Source organism: Variovorax sp. GW460-12-1-14-LB1, assembly GCF_059423605.1.
This window is the reverse complement of the sequence record NZ_JBWKYF010000005.1, coordinates 138,984-154,677: the sequence shown is the minus strand read 5'-3', so window position 1 is coordinate 154,677 and position 15,694 is coordinate 138,984. Positions and strand designations below refer to the sequence as shown.

Genomic DNA, 15,694 nt, shown 5'->3' with positions numbered 1-15,694 from the left:
CTCCTGATGACCATGACGAATACTTCCTCGCTTCTCCAGCGCCTGCGCGGCCCGGTCCTGGCCGCCGCGCTCGGCCTCGTGCTGACGGGCTGCGTCGGCGTCTACAAGTCGGACGTCGTCAGCATCAACAGCAGCACGCGGCTGGACGACACGCCGCGCCTGGCCGTGATCTCGGCCTTCGAGCCCGAGCTCAAGCTGCTGCTCACGCGCCTGCAGGGTCCCCGCAAACACAGCGTGAACGGCGTCGAGTTCACCACCGGCACGCTCGAAGGCAAGCCCGTGGTGCTGTTTCTCTCGGGCATCAGCATGACGAACGCGACCATGAACACGCAGCTCGTGCTCAACCGCTTTCGCATCAGCGGCATCGTGTTCAGCGGCATCGCGGGTGGCGTGAACCCCTCGCTGCACGTGGGCGACGTGACGGTGCCGGCCCAGTGGGGCCAGTACCTCGAGGTGCTCATGGCGCGCGAAACCGCGCCCGGCAAGTACAGCGCGCCGCCCTTCATCACCGACGCGACGCTGCCCAACTTCGGCATGAATTTCCCGCGCCCGGTCGAGGTGCGCTCGGCCGCCAAGCCGGGCATCGAGCGCAAGTTCTGGTTCGCGGCCGATCCGAAGATGCTCGAGGTGGCGCGCAGCATCCGCAACGTCGAGCTGGCGAACTGCGGCGCCGGCAAGTGCCTGCCGCGCAAGCCGCAGCTGGTGGTCGGCGGCAACGGCGTCTCGGGCCAGGCCTTCATGGACAACAAGGCCTACCGCGAATACACCTACAAGACCTTCCAGGCCAACGTGCTCGACATGGAAACCGCCGCCGTGGGCATGGTCGCCTACAGCAACGGCGTGCCCTACATCGCCTTCCGCTCGCTCAGCGACCTCGCGGGCGGCGGCGACGGCGAGAACGAGATGGGCACCTTCATGAGCATCGCGGCCGACAACTCGGCCAAGGTCATGCTGGCCTTCCTGGCCGCGTGGAAGTGACGGTGGCGCCCGGGCGCCTGCCTCGTCTTGTGTTGCTGCCGGGCATGGACGGCACCGGCGATCTCTTCGCGCCGCTGGCGCAGGCCCTGGGGCCGCAGGCCGCCATCGACGTCGTGCGCTACCCGGGCCGCCAGGTGCTGGGCTACGACGAACTCGAAGCGATGGTGCGCGCGCAACTGCCGACGCAGCAGCCTTTCGTGCTGCTCGGCGAATCGTTTTCCGGGCCGCTGGCCATCTCCCTCGCGGCCTCGCGCCCGCCGGGGCTACGCGGCCTCATCCTGTGCTGCAGCTTCGCGCGCCGGCCCGCGCCCGGCCTGGCGCTGATGCGCGCGGGCCTGCTCGACCTGTCGATGCGCCTGCTGCATTCGAAGCTCATGCGCGCGCCGATGCGGCACCTGCTGCTGGGTGGTTCGTCCGCGCCGCACCTGTCGGACATGCTCCAGGCCTCGCTGAAGCAGGTGTCGGTCGCGGTCATGACCCACCGCATGAAGGAAGTGCAGCGCGTCGACGTGCGCGACAAGCTGCCGTTGGTGCGTGTGCCGGCGATGTACCTGCAGGCGCTGCAGGACCGCGTGGTGCCGCGCCGCGCGGTGGCCGCCATTCAGCGCGGGCTGTCGGCGTTGCACCTGGTGCAGCTCGACGGCCCCCACGGCCTGCTGCAGGCCTCGCCCGCCGCCTCCGCCCGGGCCATCGAGAATTTCTGCCGCGACCTGCCGTCGCCACCTGTCTGCCCATGAACCCCACCGTGCTCCGCCTCCAGGGCATCACCAAGCGCTTCGGCCCGCTCGTGGCCAACGACGCCATCTCCCTCGACCTGCAGGCCGGCGAAGTGCTCGCGCTGCTCGGCGAGAACGGCGCCGGCAAGTCGACGCTGATGTCGATCCTGTTCGGCCACTACGTCGCCGACGAAGGCCGCATCGAAGTCTTCGGCTCGCCCCTGCCGCCCGGCAACCCCAAGGCCGCGCTGGCCGCCGGCGTGGGCATGGTGCACCAGCACTTCACGCTGGCCGACAACCTCAGCGTGCTCGACAACGTGACGATGGGCACCGAGCCGCTGTGGCGCCCGGTCTCGCGCCGCGCGGCGGCCCGCGCGCGGCTGCTCGAGGTGGCCCAGCGCTTCGGCCTGCCGGTGCAGCCCGACGCGACCATCGGCAGCCTCTCGGTCGGCGAGCGCCAGCGCGTGGAAATCCTCAAGGCGCTGTACCGCGGCGCGCGCATCCTGATCCTCGACGAACCGACGGCCGTGCTCACGCCGCAGGAGAGCGAGGCGCTCTTCGCCACGCTCGCGCAGATGGTGGCGCAAGGCCTGTCGGTGATCTTCATCAGCCACAAGCTCGGCGAGGTGCTGCGCGTGTCGCAGCGCATCGCGGTGCTGCGCGGCGGCAAGCTGGTCGCCGAAGCGCGCACGGCCGACACCACGCAGGCGCAGCTCGCGTTGTGGATGGTCGGTCACGCGGTCGAGGCACCGCAGCGCCGGCCCGCGAAGTCGGTGGGCGACGCGGTGTGTGTGCTCGACCACGTGAGCACCGCATTGGCGAAAGACGGCGGGCAGGACCGCCTGCGCGAGGTGTCGCTCACGCTGCGCGCGGGCGAGATCACCGCCATCGCCGGCGTCTCCGGCAACGGCCAGGTCGCGCTGGCCGAGCTGCTGAGCGGCACGCGCCGCGCCGTCTCCGGCAGCGCGCAGTTCATGGGCCGCGCGCTGCCGCCCTCGCCCGCCCGGCTGGTGCAGCGCGGCGTGGCACGCATCCCCGAAGACCGGCACGCGGTCGGCGTGGTCGGCGACCTGCCGGTGTGGGAGAACGCCGTGTCCGAGCGGCTGCGCAGCCCTGTCTTTTCGCGCTGGTCGTTCATCGTCCGGCGCGCCGCCGCGCGGCTGCACGCCCGGCGCATCGAGAAAGCCTTCGACGTGCGCGGCGCCGGCCTGATGTCGCCGGCCCGTTCGCTCTCGGGCGGCAACATGCAGAAACTGATCCTGGGGCGGGCGCTGCTGGCGCCCGAGCAAGTGGAACAAGACACCGACAACAAGAAGTACCCGAACCGCGCCCCGCGCCTCATCGTCGCGCACCAACCGACCTGGGGCCTGGACATCGGCGCCGTCGCCTACGTGCAGCAGCAGCTCATTGCCGCGCGCGATGCCGGCGCGGCGGTGCTCGTCATTTCCGACGACCTCGACGAAGTGCTCGCGCTTGGCGACCGCGTGGCCGTGATGCACGGCGGCCACCTCGGCGAAGCACGCCCGGCCGCGGCCTGGACGCGCGAGGCCATCGGCCTGGCGATGGCCGGTGCCACCGCGCCGCAACGCCCGGGAGCCGCCGCATGATGCGCCTCGAACGACGCCACGAAAGCTCGCGCGCCGCGCTGGTGCTGGCCCCCATCGGCGCGATCGTGTTCACGCTGCTGGTGAGCGCGCTGCTCGTGCGCTGGGCCGGTGCGCCGGTCGGGCGCACTTACGCGCTGCTGCTGCAGGGCGGCTTCGGCTCGGTGTTCGCATGGAGCGAGACGCTGACGCGGGCCATTCCGCTGATCCTCACCGGCCTGGCCGCGACGGTCGCGTTCAAGGCGAGGCTCTTCAACATCGGCGCCGAGGGGCAGCTGTTCGCGGGCGCGCTGGCCGCCGTGGCCGTGGGCGGCATGCACGGCGGCACGGGCTTCGAGCTGTCGCCCTGGCTGCTGTTCCCGCTGATGATGCTGGCCGCTGCGGTGGCCGGCGCGCTGATGCTGCTGGGCCCGGCGCTCATGAAGAACAAGCTCGGCGTCGACGAGGTCGTGACCACGCTGCTCATCAACTTCATCGTGCTGCTCGGCGTGTCGGCGCTGCTCGACGGGCCGATGAAGGACCCGACGGCGATGGGCTGGCCGCAGAGCGTGTCGCTGCAGTCCGACCTCGAACTGGGCAAGCTCATCGCCCAGACGCGCGTGCACACCGGGCTGCTGTGGGCCGTGTCGCTCGCGGTGTGCGTGTGGGCGATCTTCAAGTACACGGTGCTGGGCTTCGACATCCGCGCGGTCGGTGCGAATGCGCGCGCCGCCGCCTTCGCCGGCGTGCCGGTGACGCGCACCGTGGTGATGGTCGCGCTGCTCTCGGGCGCACTGGCCGGGCTGGCCGGCGCCATCGAGGTGGCGGGCCGCACCAGCTACGTCACGCTCGACATGTCGCCGGGCTACGGCTACACGGGCATCGTGATCGCGATGCTCGCCGGGCTGCACCCGCTGGGCGTGATCGCCGCCGGCGTGTTCGTCGCCGGCGTGCTGGTCGGCGCCGACACCATGAGTCGCGCCGTGGGCGTGCCGACCTACATCGCCGACGTGATCGTCGCGGCCTCGCTGATCGCGGTGCTGGTGGCCACGCTGCTCACGCAGTACCGCGTGCGAGTGACGAAATGACCGACCTGCTCGACATTCTTTCCAACCCCGCCTTCTGGGTCGCGGTGCTGCGCATCGCCACGCCGCTCATTTTGGGCACGCTGGGCGTGCTGCTGTGCGAACGCGCGGGCGTGCTCAACCTGGGCATCGAGGGGATCATGGTCGCGGGCGCCTTCACCGGCTGGCTCGCGGTGTATGCCGGCGCGCCGCTGTGGGCCGGTGTCGGCGTGGCCGCGCTCACGGGCATGGTGTTCGGACTGCTGCATGCCTTCCTGACCGTCGGGCTCGCGCTGTCGCAGCACGTCTCAGGGCTGGGCATCACGTTATTGGCCACAGCGCTGAGCTACTTCGGCTACCGCGTGAGCTTTCCGAAGGTGAACACGCCGCCGACCATCACGCCCTTCGCGCCGATGGACTGGCTGCCCGTGCCCATCCTCGGCGCGCAGACCGCGCTGACGCTGTTCGCATTGCTGCTGGTGCCGACGGTGGCCTGGGTGCTGTACCGCACGCCGCTGGGCCTGGCGCTGCGCATGGTGGGCGAGAACCCGCAGGCGGCCGAGAGCCAGGGCGTGTCGGTCGCGGCCACGCGCACCGGCGCCATCGTGGCGGGCTCCGCGCTGATGGGCGTGGCGGGGGCGTTCCTCACGCTGTCGGCCTTCAACGCCTTCTTCTTCAACATGGTGAACGGGCGCGGCTGGATCTGCGTGGCGCTGGTGGTCTTCGCCTCGTGGCGGCCCGGCAAGGCCCTGCTCGGCGCGTTGCTGTTCGCGTTCTTCGACGCGCTGCAGCTGCGGCTGCAACAATCGGGCGATGCCGTGCTGCCTTACCAGCTGTACCTGATGCTGCCCTACCTGCTGTCGATCCTGGCGCTGGTGCTGGTGGCACGCAAGGCCAGCTACCCGCAGGCGCTGATGAAACCCTACCGCAAGGGAGAACGCTGACATGCCGATGACGCGGCCCCGCCTCCGTCGCCTGCTGGCCACCGCGCTGCTCGCCCTGGCCGGCAGCGGCGCCCACGCACTCGGCGCCGACTACGGCCCCGAGCGCTTCGCCACCCACGACGCCGTCACCTGGGTGCAGACCTGCGGCACCTGGGGCCCCGACCACCACGGCACCTACCGCGTGATCCACGCCGAAGCCTTCGCGCAGTCGTTCCTCTACGTGCAATGGATGGCGCGCGGCGAGGCCGACCGCAGCTACAGCCTGTACGCCGTGCACACGACCGCCATCGCCGAGCTCGACAACGACCACGCGGAAATCTCCCTGAGCGAACTCACCTGCCGCGCCACGCCGCGCGGCATCGTGGTGACGGCCAAGGCCGACTCGGGCCACGACGACAAGCTGCGCCGCGTGACCATCGAGGTCGGGCCGGCCGCAGGGCAATACCGCTTCCGCGCGCAGCGCACGCGCTGAGCGCATGGACACCACACTCAGCCTGGACGCCACGAACGGTTGCATCGCGGCCTTCGGAGTTGCCATCAGCGCAGGACTGGCCGCAAGCGCCCTTCCCACCGTTTTCACACAAACGCGTGCCGCCATGCCCATCGACGGCAACCTCATCGATTGCACCCTCGCCCACGCGACCGGCTTTGTCGGCAACGTAGAGCTGGAACTCAACCTGCGTTTCGAAGAAGAAGCACTGGTCAGCGCAGGCATGACGCTGACACCCCCTCGGTTTCGCAAGCTCTTCGGCGATGAGTTCTACAACAGCGTCGATGATCGCTACCGCTATCACCAGCGCTGGTTGAAATCACAGGGCATTCCCGATAGCTCGGTGCCCTTTCCTTGGGGCGACGCCGGGGTCGCCAAGGACAAGAGCGAGAACGTCTACCTCTATGTTCTCTATCGCAAGGTTGCACGACCGCCTCGCGACGCAAAATAACGCGCCACAGATTCCAGAAGCCCCACCGATGCTCGACCTCCTCATCACCAACGCCACCCTCCCCGACGGCCGAACCGGCATGTCGGTCGCCGTGCAGGACGGCCGCATCGCCGAGGTCACGCCTGGCCTGGCCGCGCCCGCGCACGAGACGCTCGACGCCCAGGGCCTGCTGCTCGCGCCGCATTTCGTCGACCCGCATTTCCACATGGACGCCACGCTGAGCTACGGCCAGCCGCGCGTCAACCAGAGCGGCACGCTGCTCGAAGGCATCGCGCTGTGGGGCGAGCTCAAGCCGCTGCTCACGGCCGATGCGCTCATCGAACGCGCGCTCGCGTACTGTGACTGGGCCGTGGCGAAGGGCCTGCTGGCGATCCGCTCGCACGTGGACACGAGCGACCCCAGCCTGCTCGCGGTCGATGCGCTGCTCGAGGTGAAGCGCCAGGTGGCGCCCTACATCGACCTGCAGCTGGTCGCCTTTCCGCAGGATGGCGTGCTGCGTTCGCCGGGCGGCGTCGACAACCTCACGCGCGCGCTCGACAAGGGCGTGGACGTGGTCGGCGGCATTCCGCATTTCGAGCGCACCATGGCCGACGGCGCGGCCAGCGTGAAGCTGCTGTGCGAGCTGGCGGCCGAGCGCGGCAAGCTGGTCGACATGCACTGCGACGAGTCGGACGACCCGCTCTCGCGCCACATCGAGACCCTGGCCGCCGAAACGCTGCGCCTGGGCCTGCAAGGCCGCGTGACGGGCTCGCACTGCACCTCGATGCACTCGATGGACAACTACTACGTGAGCAAGCTGCTGCCGCTGATCGCCGAGAGCGGCGTGAGCGTGGTGTCGAACCCGCTCATCAACATCACGCTGCAGGGCCGCCACGACAGCTACCCCAAGCGCCGCGGCATGACGCGCGTGCCCGAGCTGCTGGCGGCCGGCGTGAACGTCGCCTTCGGCCACGACTGCGTGATGGACCCGTGGTACGGCATGGGCTCGGGCGACATGCTCGAGGTGGCCCACATGGGCCTGCACGTGGCGCAGATGACCGGCCAGGCCGGCATCCACCAGTGCTTCGAGGCCGTGACCACGCGCGCGGCGCGCGTGATGCACCTGGACGGCTACGGCCTGGAAGCCGGTTGCGACGCCAGCTTCGTGCTGCTGCAGGCGCGTGACCCGGTCGAGGCCATCCGCCTGCGCGCGACGCGGCTCAAGGTGTTCCGCAAGGGCCGGCTGCTGGCCGAGACGCCCGCGGCCACGGCCGCGCTGCACCTGTCGGGGCGCGGCGACCGCACGCGCTGGATGCTCGGCGAGCGCTGACCCGGTGGCGGCTGGACAGGCGCCGCGCCTGCCGCGAACATCCAGGTTCCCCGATGACAAGGACACCCGACATGAGCGCCCCACCCCTGCTGCGCACGCTGTTCCAGTACCACGCGTGGGCCAACGACGAGCTGCTGGACCGCATGGCCAGCCTCGACCCCGTGCAGCACGCCGACGCCCGGCATGCCGCGATCCGCGTGGTCAACCATGCGCATGTGGTGAACCGGATCTTCGCGGGCCACCTCACGGGCACGCCGCACGGCTTCACCGACGACAACACGCCCGAAACGCCCACGCTGGCCGACCTGCGCGCGGCCGTGGCCGAGTCCGACCGCTGGTACCTCGCCTACCTGGACACGCTCACGCCGGCGCTGCTGGCCGAGGCGCTGCCCTTCGTGTTCACCGACGGCGACAAGGGCCGGATGACGCGCGAAGAAATGCTGGCCCACGTCGTGACGCACAACGGCTACCACCGGGGCGAAGCCGGCCGGCTGCTGGCGCAATGCGCGGTGCGCCCGCCGCGCGACACGCTGGCGGTGCACCTGCACCGCAGCGAACCCGCGCGCCGCGAACGCGGTTGATGCGTTTCGTTCAGGCCGCGTGCGTGGTCGAGACAGTCATCTCGACCTCGACCGTCGCATTCTTCGGCAGCGCATAGACGCCGACCGCCGTGCGCACATGCACGCCGGCCTCGCCGAACACGCGGTGCAGCAGGTCGGACGCGGCATCGGCCACCTCGCTTTGCTGCGTGAAGTCGGCCGTGCACTGCACGAACACACCGACACGCAGCACCTTCTCGACAGCATCGAGCGAACCGAGTGCCCGGCGCAGCAACGCGAGGCTGCGCAGCGCGCAGATCTGGGCGCCTTCGCGCGCGGTGTCGAGCGACACGGCATCGCCCACGCGGCCGGTGACGACCACGGTGGTGCCCACGCGCGGCACCTGGCCGCTGAGGTAGACGGTGCGGCCGTCGCGCACCAGCGGCACGTAGTGGCCGCCGGCCAGGATCTCGCCGTCGAAGCTGTGGCCCAGTTCGGCGGCGATGTCGTCAGCGATCTGGTCGCGGCTGTGTGGTTCTGTCATCGGATGTCCAGGAAAACGGACCGCCATTGTCGCCAACCGGTCCGGCGCGAACCGATACAGATCACGCCGGCCACAGGCAGAACAGTTCAGCCTTCGAACGCGAGGAACACCCGCCCGCCCTCGATCTTCACCGGGTAGGTGCGCAGGTCTTCGGTGAGCGGCGCGCACATGGCCTTGCCGCTGCGCACGTCGAAGCGGCCCTGGTGCAGCGGGCATTCGATCTCGTGGCCTTCGAGAAAACCGTCGCACAGCCGCGCATGGCCGTGCGTGCAGATGTTGTCGGTGGCGTGGATGCCGTCGTCGGTGCCGTACAGCGCGATGTCGCGCCCCTGCACCTCGATGCCGACCACGTCGTCGGCGGGAACGTCATCGACCGCCGCGGCGTCGACCCAGGTCATCGTGCTCATCGTGTGCTCCCTTTTCTCAATCGGGCTTGAGGCCGGCGCGGTCGATCACCGGCTTCCAGCGGCGCAGTTCCTCGTCCATGAACTTCGACAGGCCTTCGGGCGTGCTGCCCACGGGGTCGAAGTACGCAGTCTGCAGGCGCTTGACTGTGTCGGGGTCTTTCAGCGCGGCAGCAATCTCGCGGCTCATGCGCTGCACCACGTCGTTCGGCGTGCCCTTGGGCGCCATGTAGGCGAACCATGGCACGGCCTGGATGTCGGGCAGGCCCGATTCACGCAGCGTCGGCAGCTCGGGCAGCAATGCCGAACGCTCGGCCGAAGTGACGGCCAGCGCCTTGAGACGCCCCGCCTTGGCCTGCGGCATCACCGTGACCGGCGGCAGGCAGGCGTACTGCACGTCGCCCTGCACGATGGCCGTGACGGCCTGGCCCGACGACGCGTACGGGATGTGCACCGCGAACGACTGCGTCTTGGCCTTGATGAGCTCCACGCCCAGGTGCGAGATCGAGCCGTTGCCGGTCGAGGCGAAGTTGAACTTGCCAGGGTTCTTCTTCATCGCCGCCAGCCAGCCCTTGACCGAATCGACGCCCATCGAATTCGAGACCGCGCAGACGTTCGGCGTGGTCGCGGCCAGCGACACCGGCACGAGGTCCTTGAACGGGTCGTACGGCAGGTTCTTGTAGAGGATGGTGTTGTAGACCAGTGGCGCGTTCACCGACAGCAGAAAGGTATAGCCGTCGGGCTGCGCCTTCGAGACGAAATCGGTGCCGCTGTTGCCGCCCGCGCCGGGCTTGTTCTCGACGATCAGCGGCTGGCCGATGCGCGCCGCGAGCTTGTCGTTGACGATGCGCGCCAGGATGTCGGGCGACGAGCCCGCCGCGAACGGCACCACGATGCGCACGGGGCGCTGCGGCCAGTCCTGCGCATGGGCGGCCGCGGCCAGGGCCACGGCGCTGAAGGCGACGAAAAGGCGTGCGCGCGTCATGGCTGCCCCTCCACATCGACCATGCCCAAGTGGTCCTGCTGCTCGCGCGCGATGAAGCCCGCGATGAGCGCGCGGTAGGCGGCCTCGACCACCTCCGGGTAGGCGCCCTCCTTCTCGGCGAGCGCCTTCACCTTGTCGATCACTTCCTGCTGGCGCTGCGGCGCCGATACCTGGAAGGCGTCGCGCTTGAAGCGCGCGGCGTCCTTCACGTAGCGGCCGCGCTCGGCCAGCAGCGCGACGATCTGGCGGTCGAGCCGGTCGATGTTCTCGCGCACCTCGGCCAGGTTGGCGCACAGCGGCACGTAGGCCGGGTCGGTGAAACGGCGCAGGGGTGCACCGTGGGTCTCTGGTTCTTTTTCTGGCATGGCTCGGTTTCAGATGGGATAAATGATGGAGTTCGGGATCATTTCGCTGTCGAACACGCAAAGGCGCGACGCGAACTTGAGGCCCTCGGGGGTCTGCACGACCTTGTCGATGTAGCGCCCGACATTGAACACGGTCGACGGCCCGTCGAGCTTGGTGCGGAACACCGCGTAGTTGGCCTCGCTGTGGATGGTGCCGTCGTCGTCGACGCGGTGCACCAGCGGCAGGCCCACCACGTGGCGCTGGTAGTACGGGTCGTGGAACAGCGTCTCCTTGATGCCGTAGACGCGATCTTCGAGCATGCCCCGGCTTTCGAACGAGAGCGTGGCCAGCGGCAGGCCGCGTTCGTGGTTCTCCCGCGGCTGCAGGCGGTAGCTGCACGCTTCGGTGAAGAACGCGGGCCACAGGTCCCAGTCGCCCGAATCGACCGCATGCGCGTACGCCGCATACAGGCGCGACAGGTCGAGGTAGGTGGACGTGTCGAGCGTGCTCATGCGGCCTCCATCACTTCGCGCCAGTAGCGGTACATGCCGCGGATCAGCGTCTCGGTCACCATGTGGTCGGTGTTCTCCACCTCGCGCCCGCCCAGTTCGGCCAGCGTGCGGTGGTAGGGTTTCTGCTCGAAACCCTCCTGCGAGAACTCGATCACCTCGCCATCGTCGGCCGAAACGAAGCCCGCCGGCCCGAACAGGTTGGCCTGGCGCAGGCGGCGCTGCGTCATCTCGGGCGTGTCGTCCTCGAAGCCGAAATGCGTCCAGACGAAATCGAAGGCGTCATGGCCCACGGGCTGGATGTGGCGCGTCGACACGCTGTTGACCTGCTGCTGCAGGATGAGGCTGGGGAACAGCGTCATCATCACCGCCGTCGGCCCGCCCCACCAGGGCTCGGGCACGATGTCCAGAAAGCGCGGGTCCTTGAGCTGCATGCTCTCCTTGAAGCTCGACACCTGCGTCACCTGCGCGGCCTTGCCGGCGCTGCCGCGCGTGGAGATCATCGCGGCGTGGCGGCCACGCGCGTCCATCTTCAGCTCCGACTTGTTGTCGGCGCGCCAGAGCCCGAAGGTCACGAACCAGGTGTGCAGCAGGCCCGGGTGGTACGGGTCCTTGATGTTCTCCTGCATGAGCTTCCAGTTGCCCGGAATGCGCTGGCGGCTGTAGCCCAGGATGGTGAGCTTGCGGCCGTCGAACAGGCGGTCGAAGTAATGCAGGATGTCGGGGCCGAGGAAATCTTCGAACGATTCGATGTCGTGGTCGAACGACGCGAACACCACACCGCCGCGCGACGCGACCTTGAGCTTGTTCAGGCCGTGGTCTTCGGTCTTGAAGTCGGCCGGCATGCCACCGTGCACCTTGCCGTCCTGCTTCACGCCACGGCGAAACGGCACGCCCTGAAGGTCACCCTTGAGCGTGTAGTTCCACTGGTGGTAGGGGCAGACGAACTCTTTCTTGTTGCCGTGGCGCTCGCGGCAGAACTGCATGCCGCGGTGGGCGCAGACGTTCTCGAACACGTGGATGGCGCCTTCTTCGTCGCGCGACAGGATGACCGAGCGCTCGCCGATGGCGGTGCGCTTGAAGTCGCCCGGGTTCGGAATCTCGGCTTCGAGGCCGACATAGCACCAGTGCTTGTCGTAGAAGAAGCGCTGCAACTCCTTCTTGTGCAGCGCCTCGTCGGTGTAGGCCATGAAGGGAATGCGGCTGGTCTTCTCGCTCTCCCAGTGCAGTTCGATGGGGAAGACGGCTGGCGTGGTCATCGGGTCTCCTTTTCTTTTGTTCGGTTCTTCAGGTGCCTTGCAGGTAGAAGGCATCGGCATGCGTCTGCTCGGGCGCCAGGCCGTGCGCCTGCACCAGCCGGCTCGCGGCCTCCACCATGGGCGGCGAGCCGCACAGGTAGGCGCGCCAGCCGTCGAGCCCCGCGGGCAGGTCGGCGCGGATCGCGTCGGTGATGAGGCCCAGCCGCTGGCCGTCGCGCGCAGGGCCGGCGACCACCACGACGTGCACCTTCAGGCCGGGGTGCTGCGCCTGCAATTCACGCAGCTCGGGCAGGCCGTACACGTCGGCGTCGGAACGCACGCCGAGGTAAAGGTGGATCGGCTGCGTCAGCCCCGCCGCGACCGCGCCGCGCACGATCGACAGGATGGGCGCGAGCCCCGTGCCGCCCGCCGCGCAGAGCATGGGCCCGCGGTGCTTGGTGCGCAAATAGGCGGTGCCCAGCGGGCCGCTCACGCGCACGGTGTCGCCCACGCGCAGCTGTTCGAAGATGTGGGCGGTGACGCGGCCGCCCGGCACGCGGCGCACATGAAATTCAAGCTCGGCGTCGCGGCTCAGCCCGGCCATCGAGTACGGCCGTGCCAGCTCGGGGCCGAACTGCAGCTGCGCGTACTGGCCCGGCGAGAACTCCAGCGGCTTGTTGGGCTTGAGGCGCAGGCGGCGGATGTCGTGCGTGAGCACGTCGATGCCCGTGACCGTGGCCTTGAGCACGCGCGCCGGGTGCACCACCACCTCGTCGGGCTCGGGGATCTCGATGGTGCAGCTTTCGGTCAGCGTGCTCTGGCAGGCCAGCACGTAACGCTCGCCCTGCCCGTCGGGCCGGATCGCGTCCTGGCCGCCGTCGAGCAGCTGGCCCGACACCACCTTGCAGCGGCAGGTGCCGCAGCGCCCCGACATGCAGCTGTACGACACCGGCACCTGGTGCTCGCGCAGCACCTCGAGCAGGTTCGCGCCGGGGCGGACCTCGAGGGTGCGGGCAAGGGGGTGAATGTGCAGGTCCATCGTCGGGCTCTCTTTTTCTGGCGCCGGCGGCGGGGCCGGCTTGTCTCTGGGCACGGATGATGCGCGGCCTCCTCCGATTGACCAATAGAATCTGGTGAATCGGCTGTATCACCGGCATGAATAAAGGTGCGCCATGCAACTCAAGGACATCGACCTCAACCTGCTGCTGGTGTTCGACCGCATGCTGGCCGAGAAGCGCGTGTCGGCCGTGGCCGAGTCGCTGGGCCTGTCGCAGCCCGCCATCAGCAACGCACTGGCGCGCCTGCGCAAGCTGCTGGGCGACGAGCTTTTCTTGCGCACCGCACGCGGCATGGAGCCCACGCCCTTCGCGCTGCAGTTGGCCGAGCCGGTGGCCTACGCCATGGGCGCGCTGCACACGGCGCTCAACCAGCAGGTGGTGTTCGACCCCGCCACGAGCACGCGCAGCTTCACGCTCGCCATGACCGACATCGGCGAGATCTACTTCACGCCGCGCCTCATGGAAACGCTCTCGGCCGCCGCGCCGGGCGTGACCATCAGCACGCTGCGCAACAACACCGCGACCCACCTGCGCGACGACCTGGAGGCCGGCCATGTCGACATCGCCATCGGCCTGCTGCCGCAGCTCAAGTCGGGCGTGTTCCAGCGCCGGCTGTTCCTGCAGCGGTATGTGTGCCTGTTCGCGGGCACGCACCCGCTGGCGCGCAAGCGCAGCGTGTCACTGAAGGACTTCAGTGCGGCCGACCACGTGCAGGTGCAGGCCGCCGGCACGGGCCACGGCAAGGCCGACGACGTGATGGCGGCGCAGGGCATCCAGCGCCGCATCCGGCTCAAGGTGCCGCACTTCGTGGCCATCGGCCACATCCTGCAGTCGAGCGAAATGATCGCGACCGTGCCCGAGCGGCTGGCGCGCAGCATCGCCGAGCCCTTCGGCTTGGTGTGGCGACCGCACCCGGTGGCGCTGCCGCAGATCGCGATCAACCTGTTCTGGCACGCGAAGGTGCACCGCGACCCGGGCAACCAGTGGCTGCGCGGGCTGCTGTTCGACACGTTTGCGGATCAGGACGGCGCCTAGGCGGGCCAGCGGCCCAGCACCTCGTGCACGCCCTCGCCCACGTGGCTGTCGATGAGCACCAGTGAGTGGGCGGCCCACCGCGCGGGCGCTTCGAGCGCGTGCTTTTCGAGCTTGCGCCGCGCATAGGCGACGGTCATGTGCGGCGTGAACGCGCGCGAGGGCTTCAGGCCGACATCGGCCAGCGCCTCGCCCAGGCGCTGCCTGAACGCGCGCAGGGCCGCGACGTTGGCCTCGTCGTCGGCGCACAGCACCAGCGCGCCCTTGGCGTAGCTCATGGATTTTTCGAAAACGACATCGAGCGCCGGCACGGGCACCGCGGCGGCCGCGGTCGATGCCTGGGCCACCTTGTCGGCGGGCACCTGGTCGTGGTTGCCGAGGTCGAACAGCGTGACGTGCAGGCGCTGCGCCTCGACCACCGTGCCCTTCAGGGCGTGTTGGGAGTTCATGCGCGCGCCGAGCGCGGCGATGGTTTCGGCGTCTTGCGGGGTGGGAAGCAGTGCGAAGAAAAGCGAGTGCGGCAGCGGCGCCTTGCGAGGGGCCTGGGTGCCGCGAGGCCGCGGCAGGGGCCGCGGCGGGGGATCGATTCCGGGAAGAAGAAGCTGAGCTGACATGTGTCGATCATCGCCCATGGCAGGGGCCCTTCATGAGGCCTTCAGCAAACGCGAAGCTCGTCTTCAGCTTGGTTTTTGAGAATCGTCGGACGGTGGCGGCAAGGCGAACAACGACACGCCGCCCATCCACGCATTCATTCAATCAATCGATCAACCAACAGGATCTCATCTTGACGAAAACGCAAGCCCGCCTCGCACTCGCAGCCCTCTGGCTCGGCACCGCCTCCGTCGGCGCCTTCGCCGCCGGTCTCGACAAGGACACCGGGCTGTATGTCGGCGGCGCCATCGGCCGCTCCAGCTACAGCCTGTCGTCCTCGAAAAACGCCCCCGTGCCCGTGCCATGGGGCGGCAAGAAGGCCGACAAGAGCGGCACGTCCTACAAGCTGTATGGCGGCTACCGCCTGACCGAGCACTTCGGCGTGGAAGCCGGCTACGCCCGCCTCGGCAGCGTGAGCCAATGGAGCTCGGCCTACGGCGGCTCCCGGCTGCAGACCGGCACCGGCCAGGTCTTCTACGCCGCCGCCACCGCCCGCATGCCGCTGGGCGACGCCTTCGCCCTCAACGGCCGCCTGGGCGTGGCACGCGGACGCATCTCCGGCGACAACAAGTGGGCCCCGGCCAACCAGCGCCTTTCGGGCAGCGGCACGGGCCTGATGGTCGGTGTCGGCGCCGAGTACCGCATGACGCAGAACCTCGCGATCACGGCCGACTACGACTACTTCGGCAAGCTGTCGAAGCAGGCCAAGGGTGGGATGTTCACGGTGGGGTTGAAGGCGAGCTTCTGATCATCGGGTCACCCGCCAAAGAAGAAAGGCGCCTTGCGGCGCCTTTCTTCTTTTCAGGAACTCATTCCCACTCGATAATCAACTGGCAGAAAAATTCCGTGCTGCC

Annotated in this window: 19 protein-coding genes; 11 read left to right on the top strand and 8 right to left on the bottom strand. The window is 69.0% G+C overall.

What is annotated here, in order from left to right; all coding sequences use genetic code 11:
• Window positions 1-6: 6 nt before the first annotated feature.
• From AC07Y4_RS04625 to AC07Y4_RS04585, 9 genes are all read left to right on the top strand, one after another.
• On the top strand, window positions 7-978 hold the full coding sequence (locus tag AC07Y4_RS04625) for a 5'-methylthioadenosine/S-adenosylhomocysteine nucleosidase (protein ID WP_206167779.1): 972 nt from the start codon (window positions 7-9) through the stop codon (window positions 976-978).
• Window positions 969-1,715 (top strand): alpha/beta fold hydrolase, encoded by a 747-nt coding sequence (locus tag AC07Y4_RS04620; RefSeq protein WP_223301325.1) that lies wholly within the window; start codon window positions 969-971, stop codon window positions 1,713-1,715. The genes AC07Y4_RS04625 and AC07Y4_RS04620 overlap by 10 nt, the downstream gene beginning before the upstream one ends.
• The gene (locus AC07Y4_RS04615) at window positions 1,712-3,301 is read left to right on the top strand and encodes an ABC transporter ATP-binding protein (protein WP_487846904.1); all 1,590 of its coding nucleotides are present in this window, start codon (window positions 1,712-1,714) and stop codon (window positions 3,299-3,301) included. Before AC07Y4_RS04620 ends, AC07Y4_RS04615 begins: the two co-directional genes overlap by 4 nt.
• Entirely contained in the window at window positions 3,301-4,365 is a 1,065-nt protein-coding gene (locus AC07Y4_RS04610; protein WP_487847332.1) for an ABC transporter permease, read from the top strand. The genes AC07Y4_RS04615 and AC07Y4_RS04610 overlap by 1 nt, the downstream gene beginning before the upstream one ends.
• Entirely contained in the window at window positions 4,362-5,285 is a 924-nt protein-coding gene (locus AC07Y4_RS04605) for an ABC transporter permease (protein ID WP_369646987.1), read from the top strand. The genes AC07Y4_RS04610 and AC07Y4_RS04605 overlap by 4 nt, the downstream gene beginning before the upstream one ends.
• 1 nt (window position 5,286) lies before the next feature.
• Window positions 5,287-5,757, top strand: a complete 471-nt coding sequence (locus AC07Y4_RS04600) for a hypothetical protein (protein ID WP_495274224.1) — start codon at window positions 5,287-5,289, stop codon at window positions 5,755-5,757.
• Between the two features lie 4 nt (window positions 5,758-5,761).
• Window positions 5,762-6,226, top strand: a complete 465-nt coding sequence (locus AC07Y4_RS04595) for a hypothetical protein (RefSeq protein WP_487846903.1) — start codon at window positions 5,762-5,764, stop codon at window positions 6,224-6,226.
• Window positions 6,227-6,254: 28 nt separating this feature from the next.
• Window positions 6,255-7,535, top strand: coding sequence for an amidohydrolase family protein (locus AC07Y4_RS04590; RefSeq protein ID WP_487846902.1), 1,281 nt, complete (start codon window positions 6,255-6,257; stop codon window positions 7,533-7,535).
• A 71-nt stretch (window positions 7,536-7,606) separates the two neighbouring features.
• Window positions 7,607-8,116: a DinB family protein gene (locus AC07Y4_RS04585; protein ID WP_447744283.1), complete on the top strand. Its 510-nt coding sequence runs from the start codon at window positions 7,607-7,609 to the stop codon at window positions 8,114-8,116.
• A gap of 10 nt (window positions 8,117-8,126) precedes the next feature.
• On the opposite strand, the gene AC07Y4_RS04580 is transcribed toward AC07Y4_RS04585, so the two are convergent.
• From AC07Y4_RS04580 to AC07Y4_RS04550, 7 genes are all read right to left on the bottom strand, one after another.
• Window positions 8,127-8,618: a RidA family protein gene (locus tag AC07Y4_RS04580; RefSeq protein ID WP_487846901.1), complete on the bottom strand. Its 492-nt coding sequence runs from the start codon at window positions 8,616-8,618 to the stop codon at window positions 8,127-8,129.
• Between the two features lie 86 nt (window positions 8,619-8,704).
• Complete coding sequence (locus AC07Y4_RS04575) at window positions 8,705-9,025, bottom strand: non-heme iron oxygenase ferredoxin subunit (RefSeq protein ID WP_056580656.1); 321 nt, start codon at window positions 9,023-9,025, stop codon at window positions 8,705-8,707.
• 16 nt (window positions 9,026-9,041) lie between these two features.
• The gene (locus AC07Y4_RS04570; protein WP_487846900.1) at window positions 9,042-10,007 is read right to left on the bottom strand and encodes a Bug family tripartite tricarboxylate transporter substrate binding protein; all 966 of its coding nucleotides are present in this window, start codon (window positions 10,005-10,007) and stop codon (window positions 9,042-9,044) included.
• Entirely contained in the window at window positions 10,004-10,372 is a 369-nt protein-coding gene (locus AC07Y4_RS04565; RefSeq protein ID WP_056580651.1) for a chorismate mutase, read from the bottom strand. Before AC07Y4_RS04565 ends, AC07Y4_RS04570 begins: the two co-directional genes overlap by 4 nt.
• Before the next feature lie 9 nt (window positions 10,373-10,381).
• The gene (locus tag AC07Y4_RS04560; protein ID WP_487846899.1) at window positions 10,382-10,864 is read right to left on the bottom strand and encodes an aromatic-ring-hydroxylating dioxygenase subunit beta; all 483 of its coding nucleotides are present in this window, start codon (window positions 10,862-10,864) and stop codon (window positions 10,382-10,384) included.
• Window positions 10,861-12,120 (bottom strand): aromatic ring-hydroxylating dioxygenase subunit alpha, encoded by a 1,260-nt coding sequence (locus tag AC07Y4_RS04555; protein ID WP_487846898.1) that lies wholly within the window; start codon window positions 12,118-12,120, stop codon window positions 10,861-10,863. Before AC07Y4_RS04555 ends, AC07Y4_RS04560 begins: the two co-directional genes overlap by 4 nt.
• Before the next feature lie 28 nt (window positions 12,121-12,148).
• Window positions 12,149-13,138, bottom strand: a complete 990-nt coding sequence (locus tag AC07Y4_RS04550; protein WP_307588359.1) for a 2Fe-2S iron-sulfur cluster-binding protein — start codon at window positions 13,136-13,138, stop codon at window positions 12,149-12,151.
• 133 nt (window positions 13,139-13,271) lie between these two features.
• Here AC07Y4_RS04550 and AC07Y4_RS04545 point away from each other — a divergent pair, with 133 nt between their 5' ends.
• The gene (locus AC07Y4_RS04545; protein WP_062477812.1) at window positions 13,272-14,192 is read left to right on the top strand and encodes a LysR family transcriptional regulator; all 921 of its coding nucleotides are present in this window, start codon (window positions 13,272-13,274) and stop codon (window positions 14,190-14,192) included.
• Here AC07Y4_RS04545 and AC07Y4_RS04540 read toward each other — a convergent pair.
• A complete protein-coding gene (locus AC07Y4_RS04540; protein ID WP_369628946.1) occupies window positions 14,189-14,638 on the bottom strand; it encodes a 2'-5' RNA ligase family protein in 450 nt (149 codons plus the stop codon). The genes AC07Y4_RS04545 and AC07Y4_RS04540 overlap by 4 nt on opposite strands.
• Window positions 14,639-14,973: 335 nt before the next feature.
• Between AC07Y4_RS04540 and AC07Y4_RS04535 the strand changes: the two genes are divergently transcribed.
• The gene (locus AC07Y4_RS04535; RefSeq protein ID WP_487846897.1) at window positions 14,974-15,588 is read left to right on the top strand and encodes a porin family protein; all 615 of its coding nucleotides are present in this window, start codon (window positions 14,974-14,976) and stop codon (window positions 15,586-15,588) included.
• The last annotated feature ends 106 nt before the right edge of the window (window positions 15,589-15,694 follow it).